This window comes from Natronoarchaeum rubrum (assembly GCF_024494695.1).
The window spans coordinates 466793-487487 of the sequence record NZ_JANHDP010000003.1 but is presented as its reverse complement, the minus strand read 5'-3'; the positions used below and the strand labels follow the sequence as shown (position 1 = coordinate 487487).

General features: G+C 67.6%; 16 protein-coding genes and 1 pseudogene. 9 read left to right on the top strand and 8 right to left on the bottom strand.

Annotated features, from left to right (window positions below):
* Window positions 1-9: 9 nt before the first annotated feature.
* The gene (locus NO931_RS10115) at window positions 10-732 is read right to left on the bottom strand and encodes a metal-dependent hydrolase (RefSeq protein ID WP_256392215.1); all 723 of its coding nucleotides are present in this window, start codon (window positions 730-732) and stop codon (window positions 10-12) included.
* A gap of 145 nt (window positions 733-877) precedes the next feature.
* Here NO931_RS10115 and NO931_RS10110 point away from each other — a divergent pair, with 145 nt between their 5' ends.
* The 4 genes from NO931_RS10110 (at window position 878) to NO931_RS10095 (ending at window position 5626) form a co-directional block, all read left to right on the top strand.
* Window positions 878-1141 (top strand): hypothetical protein, encoded by a 264-nt coding sequence (locus tag NO931_RS10110; RefSeq protein WP_256392214.1) that lies wholly within the window; start codon window positions 878-880, stop codon window positions 1139-1141.
* A 161-nt stretch (window positions 1142-1302) separates the two neighbouring features.
* Window positions 1303-3498, top strand: coding sequence for a DHH family phosphoesterase (locus NO931_RS10105; RefSeq protein WP_256392213.1), 2196 nt, complete (start codon window positions 1303-1305; stop codon window positions 3496-3498).
* Window positions 3499-3595: 97 nt separating this feature from the next.
* Entirely contained in the window at window positions 3596-3886 is a 291-nt protein-coding gene (locus tag NO931_RS10100; protein ID WP_256392212.1) for a hypothetical protein, read from the top strand.
* An 81-nt stretch (window positions 3887-3967) separates the two neighbouring features.
* Entirely contained in the window at window positions 3968-5626 is a 1659-nt protein-coding gene (locus NO931_RS10095; protein WP_256392211.1) for a tRNA uridine(34) 5-carboxymethylaminomethyl modification radical SAM/GNAT enzyme Elp3, read from the top strand.
* A 28-nt stretch (window positions 5627-5654) separates the two neighbouring features.
* Here the strand turns inward: NO931_RS10095 and NO931_RS10090 are convergent, their stop codons facing one another.
* From NO931_RS10090 to NO931_RS10080, 3 genes are all read right to left on the bottom strand, one after another.
* Window positions 5655-6170: a CNNM domain-containing protein gene (locus NO931_RS10090; RefSeq protein WP_256392210.1), complete on the bottom strand. Its 516-nt coding sequence runs from the start codon at window positions 6168-6170 to the stop codon at window positions 5655-5657.
* 210 nt (window positions 6171-6380) lie between these two features.
* The gene (locus NO931_RS10085) at window positions 6381-6857 is read right to left on the bottom strand and encodes an Lrp/AsnC family transcriptional regulator (RefSeq protein WP_256392209.1); all 477 of its coding nucleotides are present in this window, start codon (window positions 6855-6857) and stop codon (window positions 6381-6383) included.
* 41 nt (window positions 6858-6898) lie between these two features.
* Window positions 6899-9085 carry an amino acid permease gene (locus NO931_RS10080; protein ID WP_256392208.1) on the bottom strand — a complete coding sequence of 729 codons (2187 nt, stop codon included), beginning with the start codon at window positions 9083-9085 and terminating at the stop codon, window positions 6899-6901.
* 340 nt (window positions 9086-9425) lie between these two features.
* On the opposite strand from NO931_RS10080, the gene NO931_RS10075 reads away from it, so the two are divergent.
* Complete coding sequence (locus NO931_RS10075) at window positions 9426-9854, top strand: SHOCT domain-containing protein (RefSeq protein ID WP_256392207.1); 429 nt, start codon at window positions 9426-9428, stop codon at window positions 9852-9854.
* A 1-nt stretch (window position 9855) separates the two neighbouring features.
* Here the strand turns inward: NO931_RS10075 and NO931_RS20835 are convergent.
* Window positions 9856-10147, bottom strand: a pseudogene (locus tag NO931_RS20835) (ZIP family metal transporter); the annotation flags it as partial.
* A 109-nt stretch (window positions 10148-10256) separates the two neighbouring features.
* Between NO931_RS20835 and NO931_RS10065 the strand changes: the two are divergent.
* Window positions 10257-11669, top strand: coding sequence for a S8 family peptidase (locus NO931_RS10065; RefSeq protein WP_256392205.1), 1413 nt, complete (start codon window positions 10257-10259; stop codon window positions 11667-11669).
* A gap of 12 nt (window positions 11670-11681) precedes the next feature.
* Here NO931_RS10065 and NO931_RS10060 read toward each other — a convergent pair whose 3' ends face one another.
* Window positions 11682-12644, bottom strand: a complete 963-nt coding sequence (locus NO931_RS10060) for an AEC family transporter (protein ID WP_256392204.1) — start codon at window positions 12642-12644, stop codon at window positions 11682-11684.
* A 128-nt stretch (window positions 12645-12772) separates the two neighbouring features.
* Between NO931_RS10060 and rqcH the strand changes: the two genes are divergently transcribed.
* The 3 genes from rqcH (at window position 12773) to NO931_RS10045 (ending at window position 16806) form a co-directional block, all read left to right on the top strand.
* Window positions 12773-14917 carry a ribosome rescue protein RqcH gene (gene rqcH / locus NO931_RS10055; RefSeq protein WP_256392203.1) on the top strand — a complete coding sequence of 715 codons (2145 nt, stop codon included), beginning with the start codon at window positions 12773-12775 and terminating at the stop codon, window positions 14915-14917.
* A gap of 2 nt (window positions 14918-14919) precedes the next feature.
* Complete coding sequence (locus tag NO931_RS10050; RefSeq protein WP_256392202.1) at window positions 14920-15654, top strand: DUF4013 domain-containing protein; 735 nt, start codon at window positions 14920-14922, stop codon at window positions 15652-15654.
* Between the two features lie 84 nt (window positions 15655-15738).
* Entirely contained in the window at window positions 15739-16806 is a 1068-nt protein-coding gene (locus NO931_RS10045; protein WP_256392201.1) for an mRNA surveillance protein pelota, read from the top strand.
* 28 nt (window positions 16807-16834) lie between these two features.
* Here NO931_RS10045 and NO931_RS10040 read toward each other — a convergent pair whose 3' ends face one another.
* Both NO931_RS10040 and NO931_RS10035 read right to left on the bottom strand, forming a co-directional pair.
* Entirely contained in the window at window positions 16835-17593 is a 759-nt protein-coding gene (locus NO931_RS10040) for a TrmB family transcriptional regulator (RefSeq protein WP_256392200.1), read from the bottom strand.
* A complete protein-coding gene (locus tag NO931_RS10035; protein ID WP_256392199.1) occupies window positions 17586-20594 on the bottom strand; it encodes an MMPL family transporter in 3009 nt (1002 codons plus the stop codon). Before NO931_RS10035 ends, NO931_RS10040 begins: the two co-directional genes overlap by 8 nt.
* Between the last annotated feature and the right edge of the window lie 101 nt (window positions 20595-20695).

Sequence of the window (20695 nt, the reverse complement as noted above, 5' to 3'; positions counted from 1 at the left end):
GCCTCGGCCTCAGTACCCTTCCGAGAGCTCGAACGTCTCGTCGCCGTCGAGCACGTGCACGTCGGCGTCGCTGCCGGTCCCTTTCACCTCGTCGACGAAGTCGTCGACGTCGATCTCGATCGGGCCGAACGTGTCGTAGTGCATCGGGAACGCGTGGTCGACGTCGAGCCAGTCGATCGCGATCGCGGCCTGCATCGGCCCCATCGTGAAGTGGTCGCCGGCCGGCACGGCGGCGGCGTCCGGCTCGAGATAGGGGGCGATCACGTCGCGCATCTCGGTCATCAGCCCGGTGTCGCCGGCGTGGTAGAACGTCGTCGACTCCTCGTCGCTGACCTGCGTGGGCTTCGTGTCGCTGATCACGAAACCCGACGGCATTCCGGCGCCGCTCTCGTAGTCGGTGTCGAAGCCGTTGGTGTGGTCGGCGCGGTGCTTGGTGACGAACGCGTCGCCGAGCTCGACGGTTCCGCCGAGGTTGAACCCGATCGTCTCCTCGACGCCGTACTCGTCCTCGACGTACCCGGCCAGCTCGGGCGACGCGGCGACCGGCACGTCCGCAAACTCGCCGACGCTCCCGATGTGGTCGGCGTGCCCGTGGGTCAGCAGGACGTAGTCGGGATCGACGTCGGCCGGATCGGTCGACGTGAGCGGGTTGTCGAAGAACGGGTCGATCAGCAGCTCTGTGTCCTCGACCGAGACGTGCCACGTCGAGTGGCCGTGCCAAGTGAGCTCCATAGTCACGGGAGAGTACCGCCGACAGCCACTTAATGGTACTCGGACCGGAAATTCAGGAGTCGGCGGCCGGCACGGGCGTGACGCCGATCTCGCCGTCGCGCTGACTCCGGGCAGCTATTTCACCGTCGCGGGCGAACCGACGGCCGTGCTCACGCTGCAACTCGACGAGTTCATGGTCGAACTGAAAGAGGGATCGCTCAAGAACGTCGGCCCGACGAACAAGTCCGGCACCGCGAAGCTGTTCGACGTCGAATCGGCCGAGGCCCGCGAGTTCGGCGACAAGCGCGTCAAACTCGTCTTCGAGGACGACGAGGGCAACGAGGTGCAGGTCGCGCTGTTTCCCGAGGATGTCCGGTCGATCGCGCGCGACATCGAGGCGCTGGAGGACGACAGTCCCGTCTTCGAGTGAGTCGACGGCCGGCGCCGCAACGGCGTCCAGCAAGAGAACCACGACGCCGCGACGCGCCGCCGTCGAACGTGACACCGACCGAACACCACCCCCGATTACCGGGACGCCTGGCGAGCGCGTTTCGACAACAGTTTTAGGCCGGGACCATTCAGACCGATCAAATGGGTAACTGTATCATCTGTGGCGCGCCCGTCGACGGGCAAGTCTGCAGTACTCACGAAGAAGACGTCGCGTTCGAGTTCGAAGGAGATTCGCCCGATCAACTGACCGCCAACCGGTTCTACCGCGGATCGGTCGACGGATTCGCCGACTTCGGCGTGTTCGTCGACATCGGCGACTCCGTCACCGGCCTGCTCCACCGGAGCGAGCTTGACCGCCGGCTCGACAGTCTGGACTGGGACTCGGGCGACGAGGTGTACGTCAAAGTGAAGTCGGTGCGCGACAACGGCGACATCGACCTCGGCTGGTCGATCCGCCAGTCCGCCGACGAGTTCCGCGGCTCGCTCGTGGACACGCCCCGCGGCGACGTGCGGACGGACGAGTCGGACGACGAAACGGAGGAGCAGGCGAGCGAGGGAAACGCGCAGTCGGCCGCGGCGACGGCGACGCCTAACGGCGGTCGCACCGCCGCGGTCGACGCCGACGAGCGAGACTCGTCGAGCCCTGCTTCGCAGGCTCAGCAGGACGCCGACGACGGCGCGAGCAAAGCGGCCGAGGACGACTCGTCCGCCGACGATTCCGATGCCGCCGCCGACGCGTCGACTGACGCGGACGACGCGACTGCGGAGGCGGACTCCACCGACGACGCGGCCGCCGACGAGTCGCCGACCGCGGAGACCGAGGAGAGCGACGACGCTGACGCCGGAATCGAACGCTCGCCGGTCGAGGACCTCGACGGTCTCGTCGACGAGGACGTCCGGATCGAGGGCGAAGTCGTCGGCGTCCGCCAGACGAGCGGTCCGACGATCTTCGAGCTGCGCGACGAGACGGGCGTCATCGAGTGCGCCGCCTTCGAGGAGGCCGGCGTCCGGGCGTACCCCGACGTCGACGTTGAGGACGTCGTCCGACTCGACGGCGAGGTCGAACTCCGCCGCGACGAGTTGCAGGTCGAGACCGAGACGCTGGCTCGACTGGAGGGCGAGGAGGCCGACGCCGTTCGGGAGCGACTCCGCTCGGCGCTCGACGACGCCGCCCAGCCCGACGAGCTCGAACTGCTGGCCGACAACGACGCCGTGGCCGCGATCGAAGACGACCTCGCCGAGGCCGCGACGGCGATCCGGCGAGCGATCCTCGAAGCGCGACCGATCGTGGTCCGCCACAGCGCGACCGCGGACGGCTACGCCGGCGGCGCCGCGATCGAACGAGCCGCGCTGCCGCTGATCCGCGAGGAGCACTCCCGACAGGACGCGGTCTACAACTACTTCCAGCGCCGGCCGATCGAGGGCCACATCTACGACATGGACGCCGCGACGAGCGACGTCACGGACATGCTGGAGGACCGCGAGCGCCACGGCGACCAGCTTCCCCTCGTGGTGCTGGTCGACGCCGGCAGCACGGTCGAGTCCGAGGACGGCTACGACCTGGTCGACGTCTACGACGTCGAGACGGTCGTCGTCGACGCCCGCGCGCCCGACGACGCGGCGGCCGACGCCGTCGACACGTTCGTCAACCCCGGGAGCGACGACGTGACGACGCCGTCGCTCGCGGCTAACGTCGCAGCGGCGGTCAACGCCGACGTTCGCGAGGAGCTGCGCCACGTCCCTGCGGTCGGCTACTGGGAGGACGCCCCCGAGGAGTACGTCGCGCTGGCCGCCGAGGCCGGTTACGACGCCGACGCCGTGCGCGAGATCCGCGAGGCCATCGCGCTGGAGGCGTACTACCAGACGTACAAGGACAAGCGCGAGCTGATCGCCGATCTGCTGTTCGAGAAGGCCGAGGGGCTGGCGGGCCACGTCAGCGGCCAGTTCCGGACGAAGCTCGACGCCGAAATCGAGACCGCAGAACGCAACCTCACGATCCGCAACGCCAGCGACGTGACGTTCGCGGTGCTGGACACCGACGCCTACACTCACCGCTTCGACTTCCCGACGACGACGCTGCTGGTCGACGCGCTGCACCGCCGCCAGCGCGACGAGCACGGCGCGCCGCTGGTGACGCTGGGCGTCGACGAGGACGAGATCCACGTCCGCAGCACCGAGCCGGTCGACGTCCGCGACATCGGACAGGCGGCCGCTGAGCGCGCCGACGAGGCGGGCGTCTCGGTCGTCGGCGGCCGCGACGGCCACGTCGAGTTCCTGGCCGGCCAGCGCGACGCCGTGCTGGAGGCCGTTGTCGCCTCGATCGCGAGCGAGCTGTAAGGTCCTCCTCTCCTGTCGTCCATCGTCCGTCGATAGCCGCGGCTTCGGCGTCGCACTCGTCACCACAGTTATGGTTCGGGACGCTGAATCCGCCAGTATGGACCCTGAGAACGTCCGCGTCGACGTCGAGGTGGAGGTCGAGGTAGATACCGACGAGCTGGAAGTCGAGGTCGGCGACCTCAAAGAGCTCGAAGCCGAACTGGAGTCGGACGGCGTCGAGATCGAGGTCGAAGCCGAGGTCGAAGTCGAGGGCGGCGAGGAGGACGAGCACGAGGGCGAGGAGGGAGACGAAGCGGATGACGAGGAAGAGGACGAAGCCGAGCACGAAGACGCCGAAAGCGAATCGGACGACGAGGAGTCGGAGGACGACTCGGCGCTCGGCGAGTAACGCGCCGGGCGGGCCCGCGTTTCCGGTGCACGATCCGCCAGTCGACATTCTTATTCGGCCGAACCCGCTTCGTACACCGTAATGAGTACCGAGTCGGACGTCACCGAGACCGACGCGTTCGAGCGCGTCTGCGAGGAGTTGATCGACCGGATCCTCGCCGGCGAGATCGAGCGCGACGACCTCGAGTCCGCGAAGCTCGACGTCTGCTCGGAGTTCTCCGCGCCGAAGGTGCCGAAGAACACCGAGCTGCTGGACTACGCGCCCGACGAGCGTCGCGAGGAGTTAGAGGAGGTGCTGCAGCGAAAGCCCGTCAGAACCGCCTCGGGCGTCTCGCCGGTGGCGATCATGACCAGCCCGCACACCTGCCCGCACGGGAAGTGCCTGTACTGTCCGGGCGGTCCCGCCTCCGACTTTTCGAGTTCCCAGAGCTACACCGGCCACGAGCCCGCGGCCGCCCGCGGCGAGCAGAACGACTACGACCCCTACGGGCAGGTCACGCTGCGGCTCGACCAGCTGCGCGAGATCGGCCACCCCGTCGACAAGGTCGAGCTGATCCTGATGGGCGGGACGATGACCGCCCGGAGCCACGACTACCAGGAGTGGTTCGTCAAGCGCGCGCTGGAGGCGATGAACGACTACGATCTCGACGCCGAGCCCGAGCCCGCCGAGGGCGAGAGCTTCGCGCAGGATCCCGACGAGTACGAGTTCTCGTATCTGGAGGACGTCATCGCCGAAAACGAGACGGGCGAGATCCGCAACATCGGAACGACGTTCGAGACCAAGCCCGACTGGTGCGACCCCGAGCAGATCGACCGGATGCTCGATCTGGGCGGCACGAAGGTCGAGGTCGGCGTCCAGACGACCTACGAGCGGATCAACCGCGAGATGCACCGCGGCCACGGCGTCCAGGCGTCGATCGACGCCAACCGCCGGCTGCGCGACGCCGCGTTCAAGGTCGGCTTCCACATGATGCCCGGCCAGCCCGGCATGTCCCAGGAGATGTGCCTGGAGGACTTCCGGCGCATCTTCGAGGACCCGAAGTGGCGCCCGGACTACCTCAAGATCTACCCGACGCTGGTCGTCCGCGGGACGATGACCTACGACATGTGGCACAACGACGAGTACGACCCCCTCACCAACGAGGAGGCCGCCGAACTCGTCGCCAAGATCAAAAAAGAGATCCCCCGGTACACCCGCCTCCAGCGCGTCCAGCGCGACATCCCCGCCGACTTTATCGACGCCGGCGTCTGGAAGTCGAACCTCCGCCAGCTCGCCCGCAAGCGGATGGAGGAACATGGCTGGGAGTGTTCGTGCATCCGCTGTCGCGAGGCCGGGATGAACGACGAGGAGCCCGAGAACGTCGAACTCGACGTGATGACCTACGAGGCCGGCGGCGGCACGGAGAAGTTCATCAGCTTCGAGGACTTCGAGAAGGACCTGCTCGTCGGCTTCTGTCGGCTCCGCTTCCCGAACGATCCCGTCCGCCGGGAGCTGGACAACGCCGCGCTCGTCCGCGAGCTCCACGTCTACGGCAGCGAGGCGGGGATCGGGCAGGACGCCGAGCTCGGGCAGCACCAGCACAAGGGGTACGGCCGCCGCCTGATGGACCGCGCCGAGGACATGGCCGCCGACGCCGGCTTCGACAAGGTCAGCGTCATCTCGGGCATCGGCGCCCGCGAGTACTACAAGCAGAAGCTCGGCTATCATCAGGACGGTCCCTACGTCAGCAAGCGGCTCTGAGGCGCTCTCTGGCGTCCAGGTTCCGTTTTCAGTCCGTGTACGGCTTCTCGATGTCTCCGCGAACCGTGATCAGCGCGTTCATCCGGCTGGTGACGGCGTCGAACAGCGTGATCAGCGGCGAGAACGCGCGCTCGACGAGCCGCACGGGTGAGGCGACCGTCAGCGACCACCGCTCGGCGTTCCCGAGGCCGAACGCCTTCGGGACGATCTCGCCGAAAATCAGGATGAGCGAGCTCGTCAGCACCGTCGTGACGACCACCGCCGGCCCGGCCGGAAGGTAGCTGGCCACGAGAACGGTCGTGATGCTGGAGATCGCGATGTTGACGACGTTGTTACCGACCAGTAGCGTCACCAGCAGCCGATGGGAGTCGTCGTGGAGATCTTTCAGAACGTGCGCTCTCGGGTCATCGGTCGTCGCCTGTCGGTCGATCCACTCGCGAGGAAGCGAGAAGATCGCGGTTTCGGAACTCGAGAAGAACGCGCTCAGCGCCAGGAGGACGACGATCGCGACGCCGCCGATCACTGCGGCTACGTGACTACTCATGGATCTTCTTTCGAGACACGTCCCAAGAACCCGGCGATGGACGCAGTTTAGCGGCGGCTCGCAGTCGTTCGAGAGACGGGGTAGGTCGGCAGCCGAGACCCGCATGGAAACCACACGAGTTGAAAGGCGGCCCCGACCGTGCCGTCTACCCGATCCTCTCTTCCGTCGCTACAAAACACCACCGGTACTCGACGCTCCGCATCCGGGAGGTCACTCCGCGCCGCAGTCGGCCTCGAAGTCGTCGTACGGGCGGGTGTGTTCGCTGTGGACGAGCTCCTCTTCGGCGATCTCGAGGCCGATCCCCGAGAGCTCACCGCTGATCCGGTTGAGATCGTCGCTGTCCTGACCGACGGCGACGACGTGGAGATTCTCCTCGCCGGTCATCAGCTCGCGCACCGAGACGACGCCCGAGATCTCCAGGGCCTCCCTGGCGAGCTGTTCGCGCTCGGGGATCGGCGCCGTACAGAAGATGAGCGTGTACAGGGGGTAGCCGACGAGTTCGTAGTTGACGTCGAGGTGCGCACCTTCCACGACGCCGTCCTCGACGAGCTGGGAAATCCGGTTTCGGACGGTACTCGGCGAGACGCCGTAGTCCTCGGCGATTTCGGCGGCCGAGGTCGTCCGAGCGTCGCCCTGTAGTCGGTAGATGACGTATTTGTCGAGCTCGTCCAGGTCGCGCGTCTGCATACCAGTGCGGGCGGGAGCGGGCCCCTAAGGTGTTTTGATCCTCAGAAGAGCCGGCGCTCGACGGCGCGGCCCAGCCGGCCGGGAACCTCGTCGCTGCGGGGCCGAACGACCAGCGCCGAGCAATCCACGCCGTCGACCAGCGCGGCGGCGCGACCGTCGCCGTCCGAGCCGGTGTCGACGATCAGCAGGTCAGTCTCCGGGCTCTCGAACGCCGCGGCCTCGCCCGGACGGACGATCTTCGTCGCCGTCGACGCCGACACGAGGTCGGCGATCTCGTCGTGGTAGTCCTCGATCGTCGTCGCGCGCTCTTCCGAGCCTGAAGCGCCGTCCGGGAACTCTAGGGTGACCGCGGCATCGTGAGCGGTCGCGATCGCGTCGGCGACGGCGATTTTCGAGGGATCGTAGGGCCCCTCGTCGGTGACGACCGCGATCGAGTCGATCTCGCCGACGTCGCGGTCCTCGACCAGCACGGCGTCGCAGTCGGTGTGATCGAGCACCCAGTCGACGTCGGTGCCGAACAGCCGCGACTGGAGCCCCGCCGGTTCGCGTTCGAGGACCAGCACGTTCGGTTCGGTCTCCTCGACGTAGTTGGCCAGCGCGCGGCGGGTGTCGTGGCTCACGATCTCGCTAGCACGGACGGGAACGTCGGCGTCGGCCGCGAGTTCGTCGGTCCGCTCCTCGAACTCCAGGTCGGCCGCGGACTGGTCGGTCGCGGCGTCCAGCGGCACCTGGTCGGCGACCTCGTCGAACTGCACCACCGAGACGTGGCCGTCGTGGGGCCGCGCGAGATCGGCCGCGACCGACAGCAGCGTCGCCTCGGTCTCGCGGGCGGCGCCCTCCGGCATCGCGACGAGCGCCTCGTAGTCCTCGGTCGGCTCGATCGCCTCGCGCGTCCGGCCGACGGCGTTGCGACCGACTTCCCGCCGAACCACGTCGAGCGCGGCGCCCTCGCGGTCGACGCGCGGGCGGCCGTAGTAGTAGAACCAGGCGATGCCGCCGAGCGTGATCACGACGGCGCCGACGATCGCGACCAGCCCCATCTGGGTCAGCAGCGCGAGACCGGTCACGATCCCGAAGATCTGCATCCAGGGGTACAGCGGCGAGCGGAACGTCGGCTCGTACTCGACGGTGCCCCGGCGAAAGGAGATCACGGCGACGTTGATCAGCACGAACACCAGGATCTGGAACGCGCTGGCGAGCTTGGCGATCTCGAGGATCGGGACGAACGCGATCAACACGAGCAACACGGCGCCGGTCAGCAGGATCGACTGGCTCGGCGTCCCGAAGCGCTCGCTGATCTCCGCCAGCGACGGGGGTGCGAGGTCGTCGCGGCTCATCGCGAAGGGGTACCGGGAGGACGACAGCAGGCCGGCGTTGGCGGTGCTGATCAGCGCGAGGATCGCGGCGACCATGACGCCGTAGACGCCGGCGGTCCCGAGCGTCGCCTGGGCGGCGTCGATCATCGGCACCTTCGAGCCCGCGATGGCGTCCAGATCGGTGGTTCCGAGCATCACGACGACGATCAGCGCGTACAGAACTGTCGTGAAGGCGAGCGAGCCCAGGATTCCCAGCGGGATGTTCCTGCTCGGGTTCTCGATCTCCTCGGCGACGCTGGTCACCTTCGTCACGCCCGCGTAGGAGACAAAGACCAGTCCGGTCGCGGCGAAGATGCCGCCCGCGCCGCTGTCGAACGCCGTCGAGAACGACCCCCCGTCGACGGCCGGTACGCCGCCCACGACGAACCACGAGAGGATCGCGAGCATAGCGGCGACGATGCCGATCTGTAGGGAGCCGGTCTGCTTGGCGCCGACTAGGTTGACCAAGATGAGTACCGTCGCCAGCGCCAGGGCGATCACCGTCGTGACGACGTCGGGAACGTCGAACACCCACAGCAGGTAGGGGACGCCGCCGACCAGCGCCAGGCCGCCCTTGAACGACAGCGCGAACCAGGTCCCGATGCCGGCGACGGTGCCCAGCAGCGGTCCCATCCCGCGCTCGATGTAGATGTACGTCCCCCCGGCTTCCGGCATCGCCGTCGCCATCTCGGACTTCGAGAGCGCCGCGGGGACGACCAGCAGCCCGGCGAGCACGTACGCGATCACGACGCCGGTGCCCGCGGTCTTGACGGCCAGCGCCGGCAGGATGAAGATGCCGCTGCCGATCATGGCGCCGATGCTGATCGCGAGCACTGCCGGAAGTCCGAGGTCCTTTTCGAGTTCCTTTGGCACAGTTACCAACCTCCGCCGTCGGGCGATCTCGCTGCCGTCGTCGACCCCGAACCGTCCCGTCCGCCCGGCGACCGCTCCGGCGGTACGTCTGCGGTCCTGTCGTTCCGGTCCACGGCGCATTCGACGTTCGCGTTTCCGGTCATTGCTCTCGGTTTGGACCCCGTGTCGTAAAAACGACTCGTTTAGATTCTCGCATCGTGATTCAAAGCGCGTATTTTTAGCGTTTCGTTTCTATAACTCGTTCAGCACCGACGAATCGACGGCAACCGCCCGAGACGCCGCGGGATCGCGAGTGGTGCGGACCGGCGCAAATTTACCGGATGCGTGCGCAACCCACGGTATGAGCGAGACGGCGACCGAGCGGCTCCGAAACAACGCCGTGAAGATAACGTCGCTCCTGATCACGGGACTCTGGATGGGGGGACTGTTTCTCACCGACCAGAATTGGTGGCTCGGCGTGTTGATCGTCGGCTACGCGGCCGTGCTCCCGATCGTCAAGACGCTGTTCGGCGACGACGAAGAGGAGTACGACGACGCCGACGAGGACGGCGAGTGGTCCCACTGGTGGGGGCGCGAGAAGAAATCCGGATCTTCGACGGACAGCGACGACGAGGACGACCCGCTGGAGACGCTCCGGGGACGGTACGCCCGCGGCGAACTCACCGACGAGCAGTTCGAGCGAAAACTGGAGCGCTTGCTGGAGACCGAGACGATCGAGGACGTCGAGGATCGGCGTCGCGCGGAACGGGAGTTGAACTACGAACGCTGACTCAGACCGCCAGCGCGACGTCGACGACGAGCATGACGCCGACCCCGGAGACGAACGCGAGCGTCGCCAGATCGGCGTAGCCGTGCCCGTGGCTGGAGGGGATCATCTCCCGGAAGATCACGGCCATCATCGTGCCGGCCGCGAACGGGAACACGTCGGTGACGACGGCGACGAGGCGAAGCCGGCGGCGGCCGCGAGCGGCTTGGGAATCCCGCCTGAGACCGTCGTGTACGTCAGCGTGACCACCGCGAGACGCCCGCCTTCGTCGTGGGGACCGCCATCGCGAACCCGTCGCGTTAGCGGTTGCGAGTTGCTATCGGCCATTGCCAACTTACATAATTAACTGCAATATTTATTTGCCACAACGATCCAGTAACACACGTCTGCGAGGTGAGACGAACGATGACACACACCAGACGGACGGTACTGCGGAGCATCGGATCGGCGGGACTGATCGCGAGCGCGGTCGGCGCGGCGAGCGCGACCGGCGAGGGAGACGCGCGGTACGTCGTCACCGCGGGCGGTGGCGACGCCGGAGGACGGGTCGAACGCGCGGGGTTCGACGTGCGACACGAACTCGCCGGCGGATCGGTGCTGATCGTCGAGGGGCCGAGCGGGGATCGCGACGCGCTCGCTTCCGTGAACGGCGTTCGGAACGCCGCTCGCGATCTTCGGATCGCATTCGACGGTCCGGCGCTGGAAGACGCCGACGAGACCCGAGACGAACCGCTGTACGATCTGCAGTGGGACAAACAGCGCACGAGCGCCGCGCCGGCCCACGACGTTGCGACGGGCGAGGGCGCCACGCTGGCGATCCTCGACACCGGCGTCGACCACGACCACCCCGACCTGACGCCGAACCTCGACGCCGACCGAAGTCGCCTGTTTCGGGCGGGCGAGATCCGAGAGGGTACGGGCGCCGTCGAAGTGCCGGTCGACCGCGACGATCCGACGAAGGGCACGATGACCGACTCCCGGAACGTTGCGGACGACGTGGACGGTCACGGCAGCCACGTCGGCGGCATCGCCGCGGCGCCGCGGAACGGCGCGGGGATCGTCGGGACGGCGCCAGACGCGTCGCTGGTGGCGCTTCGGGTGTTCTACTACGACGAGATCGAGAACGAGGACGGCGAAACGGTGTCGGCGCTCACGACCACGACGGCCGACATCCTGCTCGCGATCGACTACGCGGCCCGCATCGGCGCCGACGCGGCGAACATGAGCCTGGGGACGGAAACGTTACCTCCAAAGTCCCGGTCGGAGGGGATGCACGTCGCGTACGATCGGGTGATCAAGTCGGCGACTCGCCGGGGGACGCTCGTCGTCGCCAGCGCGGGCAACGCCGAAAGCGACCTCCAGCGCGGCGGCCAGTACTCGCTACCGAACAGCACGCCGGGGGCGCTGAGCGTCAGCGCGACCGGCCCGAACGACGAGCTGTCGTTTTACTCGAACTACGGAACGAACGAGATCGACGTGGGCGCGCCCGGCGGCGGCTACGAGACGCTGGAAAAGTCACTCTCGATGGACACCGAGTGGCCCTATCCGACGAACCTCGTGCTGTCGACGGTACCGCCGGAACTGTACGACGGCGCGACGCACTCGTACTTCGCCGGAACGTCGATGGCGGCGCCGCAGGTGACGGGACTGGCGGGGCTCGTGCGCGAACTCGATCCGTCGATCACCGCGAAGCGAGTCGAACAGGCGATCAAGCACGGCGCCGACGGCGCGAACGGCCGTTCGAGTCCCGAGCTCGGCGCCGGGCTGATCGACGTCGCGAACACCGTCGAACGGGTTTCCGGCGGGAACGACGGCTGACCCGGTCGGTCGTCATCCCATCCCGATCACGAACCGCAGGAGGACGAAGATCGTGACCAGCGAGACGACCGTCGTCGCGAACACGTCGACCGACGCGAGGCGCTCGTCGCCGCCGTACTCGGTGGCGTAGACGTACGTCGACACCGCCGAGGGCATCGCCAGCATCACGACGCCGGCCCGGACCGTCGAGGGCGAGGACGCCAGCAGCGAGAACGCCGCCAGCGCCACCGCCGGCATCAGAAACACCTTCAGCGCGACCACCGACCCGACCGTCGAGAGTTCGACGTCGGCCGACTCCAGCGACAGCGCGCCGCCGACGCAGATCACCGCGATCGGTAGCGCGAGCTGCGAAAGGGCGTCGAGACCGGCCAGCGCGGTCGGCAGCACGAACTGCGAGAGGACGTCGGTGCCGGCCACCGTGACGTCGGGAACCGGAACGTCAGTCACGGCGACGGCCAACCCGGCCGCCAGCGAGAGGATCACCGGATTCCGCGCGAACTGCGTCAGCTCGTCGGCGAGCGAGGCGTCGCGCTCGTTGAGCATCACGAGGATCAGGATCGTCAGGGGCACCTGCGTGAGCGCGCCCATCCCCAGCAGGATGCTGGCTTTGGCCGTCGTGACGTCGCCGAACGTCGCCGCCACGATCGGCAGCCCGAAGAAGCCGAGGTTGCCGTGGTACGACTGGACGATGGCGACGCTCCGGGCGCTGGCCGAGCGGGCCGACCGGTGAACGATCCAGCCGGTCGCGACCATGACGACGAGCACGGTCCACAGCCCCGCCAGCAGCGCCGGCGTGAGGACCTCGTCGAGCTGCTGGGCGTACGTCGAGGAGAAGATCAGCGCCGGCAGCGCGACGTAGAACGCCAGCGCGTTCAGCAGCTCCCGGCGCGCGGGCGTGAGCACGCCGATCGAGCGCGCGGCGATGCCGACGCCCAACAGCACCAGCATCGTCAGCAGATTCGAGACGAGAGACACGGCTACAGCAAGCGTGAGGCCGCTAATGGCTCTGTTGGATTCCGCTTTGCTCGCGGACCCGGTATCGCGGATCGACGCCGCGCTCGCGGAGCGACACGCCTTTCCCCCGCGCGTCGGACCACTCACGTATGGACCGCAAGCGGGAGATGACGAGCGTCGATCTGGCCGCCCTCGTCTCGGAACTCGGCAGCTACGAGGGTGCCAAGGTCGACAAAGCCTACCTCTACGGCGACGACTTTCTGCGGCTGAAGCTCCGGGACTTCGAGCGCGGCCGCGTCGAACTGCTGGTCGAGGTCGGCGACGTGAAGCGCGCCCACGTCGCGGCGCCCGAACACGTCCCCGACGCGCCGGGCCGGCCGCCGAACTTCGCGATGATGCTTCGCAACCGCCTGTCGGGCGCTGACTTCGTCGGCGTCGAACAGTACGAGTTCGACCGCATCCTCGAGTTCGAGTTCGAACGCGACGACGAGAACACGACGATCGTCGCCGAGCTGTTCGGCCCCGGTAATCTCGCGGTGCTCGATCCGAACCGCGAAGTGATCGACTGTCTCGATACGGTTCGGCTCAAGTCCCGCACCGTCGCGCCGGGCGCCCAGTACGAGTTCCCCGAGTCCCAGGTCAACCCCCTGGCGATGTCCTACGAGGCCTTTGCCGCGCTGATGGACGAGTCCGACAGCGACGTCGTCCGGACGCTCGCGACCCAGCTCAACTTCGGCGGCCTGTACGCCGAGGAGCTGTGTTCCCGCGCGGGCGTCGACAAGAACCTCGACATCGCCGACGCCGACGCCGAGCAGTACGAGCGACTCTACGAGGCCATGGAAGCGCTGGCGATCGAGCTCCGGACCGGCGCGCTCGACCCGCGGGTGTACTACGAGCCCGACGAGGAGGGCGGTGGGATCGAAGACGGAACCCGCGTCGACGTGACGCCGATCGCCTTAGAGGAGTACGAACACCTCCCCGCCGAGGCGTTCGACACGTTCACCGACGCCGTCGACGACTACTTCCACCACCTCGATCTCACCGAGGACGAGGACGCCGGGGGAAGCGGCCCCGACCGGCCGGACTTCGAGGGCGAGATCGAGAAGCAGAAACGCATCATCGAGCAGCAGGAGCAGGCGATCGAGGGGTTCGAGCAGGACGCCGAGGCCGAGCGCGAGAAGGCCGAACTGCTGTACGCCGAGTACGGGCTCGTCGACGAGATCCTCTCGACGGTCCGCGAGGCTCGCGAGAACGACGTGCCCTGGGAGGAGATCGAGGAGACGTTCGAGGCCGGCGCCGAGCAGGGGATCGACGCCGCCGAAGCAGTGCAACGGATCGACGACGAGAACGGCCGGGTGACCGTCCGGATCGACGGCACCGACGTGACGCTGGACGCCAGCGAGGGCGTCGAGCAGAACGCCGACCGACTCTACAAGGAAGCAAAGCGCATCCAGGACAAAAAGGAGGGCGCGAAAGCCGCCATCGAGGACACCCGCGAGGCCCTCGAGGACGTGAAGCGCCGGCGCGAGGAGTGGGAAGCGCGTCAGGAGGAACAACCTGAGGACGACGAGGACGGCGACGAAGCGGACGAAGACGAGGCCGTCGACTGGCTCGCCGAGCCGTCGATCCCGGTCCGCAAGTCCGAGCAGTGGTACGAGCGGTTCCGCTGGTTCCACACCAGCGACGGCTTCCTCGTGATCGGCGGGCGCAACGCCGATCAGAACGAGGAGCTGGTCAAGAAGTATCTCGATCGGGGCGACCGGTTCTTTCACGCGCAGGCCCACGGCGGCCCGGCGACGATCCTGAAAGCGACCGGTCCCAGCGAGTCGGCGCGGGACGTCGACATCCCCGAATCCAGCGAGCGGGAGGCCGCCACGTTCGCGGTGTCGAACTCCTCGGTCTGGAAGGACGGCAAGTACAGCGGCGACGTGTACGCCGTCGACTACGATCAGGTCACCAAGACGCCCGAGAGCGGAGAGTACCTCGAAAAGGGCGGGTTCGCGATCCGGGGCGACCGCGAGTACTTCCGGGACGTGGGCGTCGGCGCCGCGGTCGGGATCACCTGCGAGCCCTCGACGCGCGTGATCGGCGGACCGCCGAGCGCGGTGCGCGAGCACGCCGAGACGCTGATCGAGGTCGAGCCGGGACGGTACGCTCAGGGCGACGTCGCCAAGCGGGTCTATCGCGAGTTCCGCGAGCGCTTCGCGGACACGTCGTTCGTCCGGTCGGTCGCTAGCCCGGACCGGATCCAGCACTTCCTGCCCCCGGGCACCAGCCGGATCGCGGAGGACTGACCATGGAGATGCGCGAGGGGCTCCGGTACCCGTTCCGGGCCGACCGGCCGACCGATCTGTTCGCGATCGGCGTCGTGCTCGGGCTGGCCGTGGCGGTCTTGCTCCGGATCGCCGCCGCGTTCTATCCCATCGTGGTCTGGGTGCCCGCGGTCGCGCTGGCGATCCTGCCGGCGGTGGCGCTGCTTGGCTACCTGCTGCGGGCGTTCGCGGCGACGGTCGAGGGCAGCGAGACGCCGCCGTCGTTCGGGGCGCCCTCGGAACTACTCCGAGACGGCGCCCGCGCGAGCGTCGTCACGCTGGCGTACCTCTTCGTCCCGCTCGCAGCGGTGCTGGTGACGCTCGTCGGGGCGTCCCAGTCGCCGCTCTCGGGCGAGTCGATCAGCCCCGGCGCGACGCTGGGGATCTACGCCGCGGGCACGATGACGCTCGTGTTCGTCGGCCTGTTCTGTTACGCGTATCTCGCCGCGTTCGGCGCGCTCGCCCGCGGCGAGTCGCTTCGGTCGGCGCTGGACCCGCGCGGGCGCCGCGGCACGCTCGGCGACGCGCGGTACTTCGTCGGCTGGGCGTTCGGCGCGATCCTCGTGCTCACCGGCTGGGCGGCGATGCTGGCCGCGACGAACCGAAACGTGCTCGGCCTGCTCGCGGTCGTGGTCGCGTTCTACCTGCACCTCGCCGGTGCCCGCGTCGCGGCGGAGGGGTACCGTCGCTCGCTCGGGCTCCACCGGCGCGACGACTGAGCGGCGTCGAGACGCCGCGTCCGCTCTCCGTCGCTCGCCGGTCGAATAACAGCGCACTTACGCCAGGGGCTCCGATCCTCAGCCATGCGAATTCAGGACCGCCACTCCGTCGAGGGGGGCCGGGAGCGCGTCACGCTCGTCCCCGAGAGCCTCGACGACCTCTGGCACCTCCAGTACGTGCTGGAGCCGGGCGATCTCGTCTCCGGCGACACGACCCGGCGCATCCAGCGCAACGACGACCAGATGCGCGACACCGGCGGGCAGCGCGAGCCGATGCACGTCACCATCGACGTCGAGGAGGTGGAGTTCCACAAGTTCGCCAATCGGCTGCGCGTCGGCGGCGTCATCGAGGACTGCTCGCGCGAGGATCAGCTCGGGCTCCACCACACGCTCAACGTCGAGGAGCGCGAGGAGCTCACGGTGGAAAAGGTGTTCAAGCCCGACCAGAACGAGCGCCTGCAGGAGGCCGTCGAGGCGACCGAGAACCCCGATGTCGCCGTCGCCACGGTCGAAGAGGGCCAGGCCCACATCCACACCGTCGCCCAGTACGGCACCGAGGAGCGCGCGCGCTTCACCGGCACGACCGGCAAGGGCGAGTACAGCCGGGGTCGCGACGAGCTGTTCGACGAACTCTCGACCGCACTGGCCCGGATGGACGTCGACGCGATCATCCTCGCGGGACCGGGGTTCACCAAGCAGGACGCGCTCGATCACATCGAGGAGGAGGCTCCTGAGGTCGCGAAAAAGATCTCGACCGTCGACACCAGCGGCGTCGGCGACCGCGGCGTCCACGAGGTGCTCAAGCGGGGCGCCATCGACGAAGTCCAGGAACAGACCCGCATCGCCGAGGAGGCCGAGTACATCGACGAGCTGACCGCCCGGATCGCCACGGGCGCGAAGGCGTCCTACGGCCCCGAGAACGTCGCCGAGGCCGCCGAGTTCGGCGCCGTCGAGACGCTGCTGATCCTCGACGAGAAGCTCCGCGAGGAGCGGGGCGCCGACGGCGAGTGGGAGATCGACGTCGACGAGGTGATCACGCAGGTCGAACGACAGGGCGGCGACGTCACCGTGTTTTCGAGCGACTTCGACCCCGGCCAGCAGCTCTCGAATCTGGGCGGGATCGCGGCGCTGCTACGCTACCGGCTGGAGTAACTGCGAAAGAAGGCGGTCGCAGCGGCGTCTACACGCCGAGATTCGACTCGACGATCTGGATCAGCATCCGCGCGAAGTTCGACTCCGCGCTCCAGATCGCCGTCTCCCGATCGCCGCCGGTCACTGAACCGTCGCCGACCACGCTCAGGAGCAGCGTGTCGCCGTCGACGAACACGACCCGTCCGGCCGGCGAGTCCTCGCCGTGGTGGACGGGCGGATCGGCGACGTGGACGCCGTCGACCGACTCGAAGTACGCCCGGACGTCGGGATTCTCGCTGACCACCGCAACGACCAGTCCGTCCTCGACGCGCTCGCGGAGCGTGCGCTCGATGTCCTCGGAGATCAGCGACTGGTTCCCCGATCCGAACACGACGCGCTCGTCGGCCTCGCGGATGAGTTCGATCGCCCGCTCTTCGACCCGATCGCCGCCCCGCAGCGTCCAGATCGCCTCCTGCTCCTCGTCGCCGTCGTCGTGCTGGTCGCGGACGTCCTCGACGTAGTCGAACGCCCGCTCCTGTTCGCGCTCGAACCGGGAGCGCAGCGTCTCGCGGGCCTCGTCGATGCTGACGGGGCGGTACTGGATCGGGTTGGACTGCTGGATCTCGACTAGCCCGCGGTCCGCGAGGTTTTCCGCAACGCTGTAGACCTGTGAGCGGGGAACGTCCGTGATCCGGTGGACGTCCCGCGCGGTGCCGGCCCCCAGCTTCTGGAGGGCGATGAACACCTTGGCCTCGTAGCTGGTCAGCCCGAGGCGTTCGAGCGATTCGACCGCGTCTGATTCACTCATCGGCGTGGGGCGTCGCGGTCGGCGAGTCGTCGCTCGACGCGTCGAGCGCCTCCGCGGGACCGATGTAGCGCGTCCACACGACCAGCAGGCTCGGCAGCACGACCACGCTGGCGACGAACGCGTAGATGATCGTCATCCCGGTGATGATGCCGAACTGCTGGAGCGGCGGCATGATCGCGAACACGAGCACGCCGAACCCGCCGACGGTCGTCGCCGCGCTGCCCAACAGCGCGCCGCCGGTGCCGGTGAGACTGACGCGCATCGCTTCCCACGCGTTGTCCTGCCGGTCGAGTTCGATGTTGTAGCGCTCGCTGAGGTGGATGCTGTAGGCCACACCCATCCCGATCGTCAGGCTGGTGATCATCCCCGTCAGGACGTTAAAGGACATCCCGAGCAGGTACATCGTCCCCAGGATCCAGCTGACCGACAGGGCGACGGGCAACAGCGTCACGATGCCGAGCGTCGCGCTGCCGTACTGGAACCGATAGACGAGCGCCAGGAACCCGAAGACCGTCACCAGCGTCACCAACAGGCTCTGGAGCACCGTATCGAGGAGTTCGCTCTGGCCGACCTCGTTGACGATCGGCGTACCAGTTGCGACCGCGGTGCGCGTTTCACTCGCGCCGTCGTCGTCGATAACGGCGGCGACGCCGCGGACGTCTTCGGTGATCGCGCCGGTGCTCGCACCGCCCTTAACTGAGATGGACATCCGGAGCGCCTGATACTCGTACTCGCCGGCGTCAGCGCCGGTGCGGTTGATCACCAGTGCGGCCTCGGAGGGCGCGGTCCGGTACAGTGCGTCGTAGACCTGCTCGACGTTCTGTTCGGGGATGCCGTCACCGTCCGTGTCAGCGGCGGTGAGCGTCGCGTTGAACGTCTCGTTCGAGTTGGCCGTCGACTGCATCACCGTCAGCGGGCTCTGAACGTCGGCCTGATCGTTCGAGAGGATAACCGTCGTATCCATCTCGGCGGCTTGGGCCGACGCGTTATCCATCCGGTGTAACGTCTCCGATGACGTCACGTCGCCCCTGATGAGGACCTCGCCCTGGGAGTTCTCGACCACGAAGTTGTCGTAGACGTAGTCCATGTGGTCTTTGGCGTTGTACTCACCGGGTTCGAGCGGCCCGGGGAGGCTGTCCATCCAGTCCGGCGGGTCGCCGGCGATGAAGTCCTCCTGCTGGAAGCTCGTGTCGACCTGCGTCGCGGCGGCGCCGCCGGCGACGCTGACCACGAGGGCGATCGCGATGACCGCGAGCGGCGCCTTGCGAGCCAGCGTCTCGCCGGTCGACAGCAGTTGACCCAGACGACCACCGCCGGTGCCGAAGGCGCGCTTCTTGCGGTCGAACCCGCGAGCTTCGAGGAACTCGTCGAGTTCGACCTTGACCGCCGGCACGAGGACGCCGAAGATCACCAGCGCCGAAAGGATGCCGACGGAGCTGACGATGCCGAAGTCGCGGATCGGCCCCATGGGACTGACGAGGTTCGAGAGGAAGCCGATGGCGGTCGTCGCCGTCACCCACACGAGCGTGGCGCCGACGCCGCCCAGCGCGACCCGCATCGCGCTGCGGACGCCGTCACCCGCGTCGGCGCTGCGATCCTGGCGCTGTTCGCGGTGGCGCATGAACACGTGGATCGCGTAGTCCACCGACAGCCCGATCAACAGGACCGGCACTGCGATGAAGATCATGTTGAACGTGATCCCGGCCCAGCCCATGAACCCGAACGTCCAGAGCAGGACCGCGATGATGCCGACGAAGCCGAGCGCGATGTCGAGTAGATCGCGGTAGGCGACGATCAGGGCCAACAGGACAAACAGCATCGCCAGCGGCCCGACGATCGCCAGGCTGTCGTTCATCGAGCGGGTGATCTCGTCGCTGATCAGCCCGAAGCCGAAGACGATGTAATCACCCTCGACCATCTGGGCGTCGGCGACGTCCTGCATTGCGAGTTGGCTATCGATGAGCACGTCACTCGCCGAGCCGGTCTGGACGTTCCCGGTAGCGATCTCCTGCCGGAGGATCATCATCCGGGCGTCCGCTGTCGTCGGGTTGTCCGGATCGTACTGGGTCGAGAGCAGTTGATAGGCCATTCCCTGCCCGTTATCGGGGTCGAGCGTCCCCGCGACGACGGCGTCGACTTCGCTCTCGTTCATCGACTCCAGTTGCTGGAGTTGGGCGTCGAGTGAGGGCTGGCTCTCCTGGCTCTGGAGCGCGGCGAACTGCTCGGCGAACACGCCGCGAGTTCCCTGCTGATAGGCCTGCTGGAGTTGGCTGTCCAGTTCGGCAGATTGGGTCTGGTAAGCCGACTCGCTGATTTCGCCGCGGTCGTACTGCGCCTGCAGGGCGATTTGCTGGGCGGTCAGGTTCCGCACCGACCCCGCGGAGGCGTTGAACTGCGCCGCCTGCTCGGCGGAGAGATTCGCGGTGGCGTCAGCGCGAACCGCGACCAGCGACTGCTCGATCTCGGCCGACTGTGCCTGATAGGTCGACTCGTTGATCTCTCCCTGCTGGTAGGAGGCGTTCAACTGAGCGTACTGTTGCTGCAGACCGGCCGTCTGATTTAGCGCGTCGCTCAACCCGCCGGCTCGGGTCTGCAGTTGCGCGGCGCGTTCTTGACTGATCGCCGTAATGGCGACGAGATTGGAGACGCCGAGTGCGGGCTGTTGCTGGTCGAGCGTCGCGTTGACCGTCTCGTTGTCCAGCAACGCCTGCTGGTACTCCAGCGACGACACCAGCGACTCCTTGCTGAGGACGTTCCCGGACTCGTTCCGGACGATCACCTGCACCCGAGAAACGTTCTTCTCACCGGGCGGAACGAAGTTGTTGGTGATGTAGTTCTGTGCTTCGACCGCGTCGTTGTCGCTCTGGAACGCGTCGAACGACGAGGACTGTTCGACCATGCCGGCGCCGCTGCCGAGCGCGAGCGTCAGCACGAGCATCACCGCGATGACGATCCGCGAGTGATCCATGATGAGCGACGCGAGGCGATCCGGCAGACTCACCGCGATCCCCTCCGGCTATCGTTCGATGCGTTTCTGTTAGTATCCTGCATACAACACCACTGTTGTTATGGAGCTACTAACAGAACGCTCGGTTTAACTGT

Excerpts from the sequence above, each read along its gene's own strand:
- NO931_RS10115 (WP_256392215.1), bottom strand. The coding sequence starts at position 732 with ATGGAGCTCACTTGGCACGGCCACTCGACGTGGCACGTCTCGGTCGAG.
- NO931_RS10100 (WP_256392212.1), top strand. The coding sequence starts at position 3,596 with ATGGACCCTGAGAACGTCCGCGTCGACGTCGAGGTGGAGGTCGAGGTA.
- NO931_RS10075 (WP_256392207.1), top strand. The coding sequence starts at position 9,426 with ATGAGCGAGACGGCGACCGAGCGGCTCCGAAACAACGCCGTGAAGATA.
- rqcH (WP_256392203.1), top strand. The coding sequence starts at position 12,773 with ATGGACCGCAAGCGGGAGATGACGAGCGTCGATCTGGCCGCCCTCGTC.
- NO931_RS10050 (WP_256392202.1), top strand. The coding sequence starts at position 14,920 with ATGGAGATGCGCGAGGGGCTCCGGTACCCGTTCCGGGCCGACCGGCCG.
- NO931_RS10095 (WP_256392211.1), top strand. The coding sequence starts at position 3,968 with ATGAGTACCGAGTCGGACGTCACCGAGACCGACGCGTTCGAGCGCGTC.
- NO931_RS10065 (WP_256392205.1), top strand. The coding sequence starts at position 10,257 with ATGACACACACCAGACGGACGGTACTGCGGAGCATCGGATCGGCGGGA.
- NO931_RS10085 (WP_256392209.1), bottom strand. The coding sequence starts at position 6,857 with ATGCAGACGCGCGACCTGGACGAGCTCGACAAATACGTCATCTACCGA.
- NO931_RS10045 (WP_256392201.1), top strand. The coding sequence starts at position 15,739 with ATGCGAATTCAGGACCGCCACTCCGTCGAGGGGGGCCGGGAGCGCGTC.
- NO931_RS10040 (WP_256392200.1), bottom strand. The coding sequence starts at position 17,593 with ATGAGTGAATCAGACGCGGTCGAATCGCTCGAACGCCTCGGGCTGACC.
- NO931_RS10105 (WP_256392213.1), top strand. The coding sequence starts at position 1,303 with ATGGGTAACTGTATCATCTGTGGCGCGCCCGTCGACGGGCAAGTCTGC.
- NO931_RS10090 (WP_256392210.1), bottom strand. The coding sequence starts at position 6,170 with ATGAGTAGTCACGTAGCCGCAGTGATCGGCGGCGTCGCGATCGTCGTC.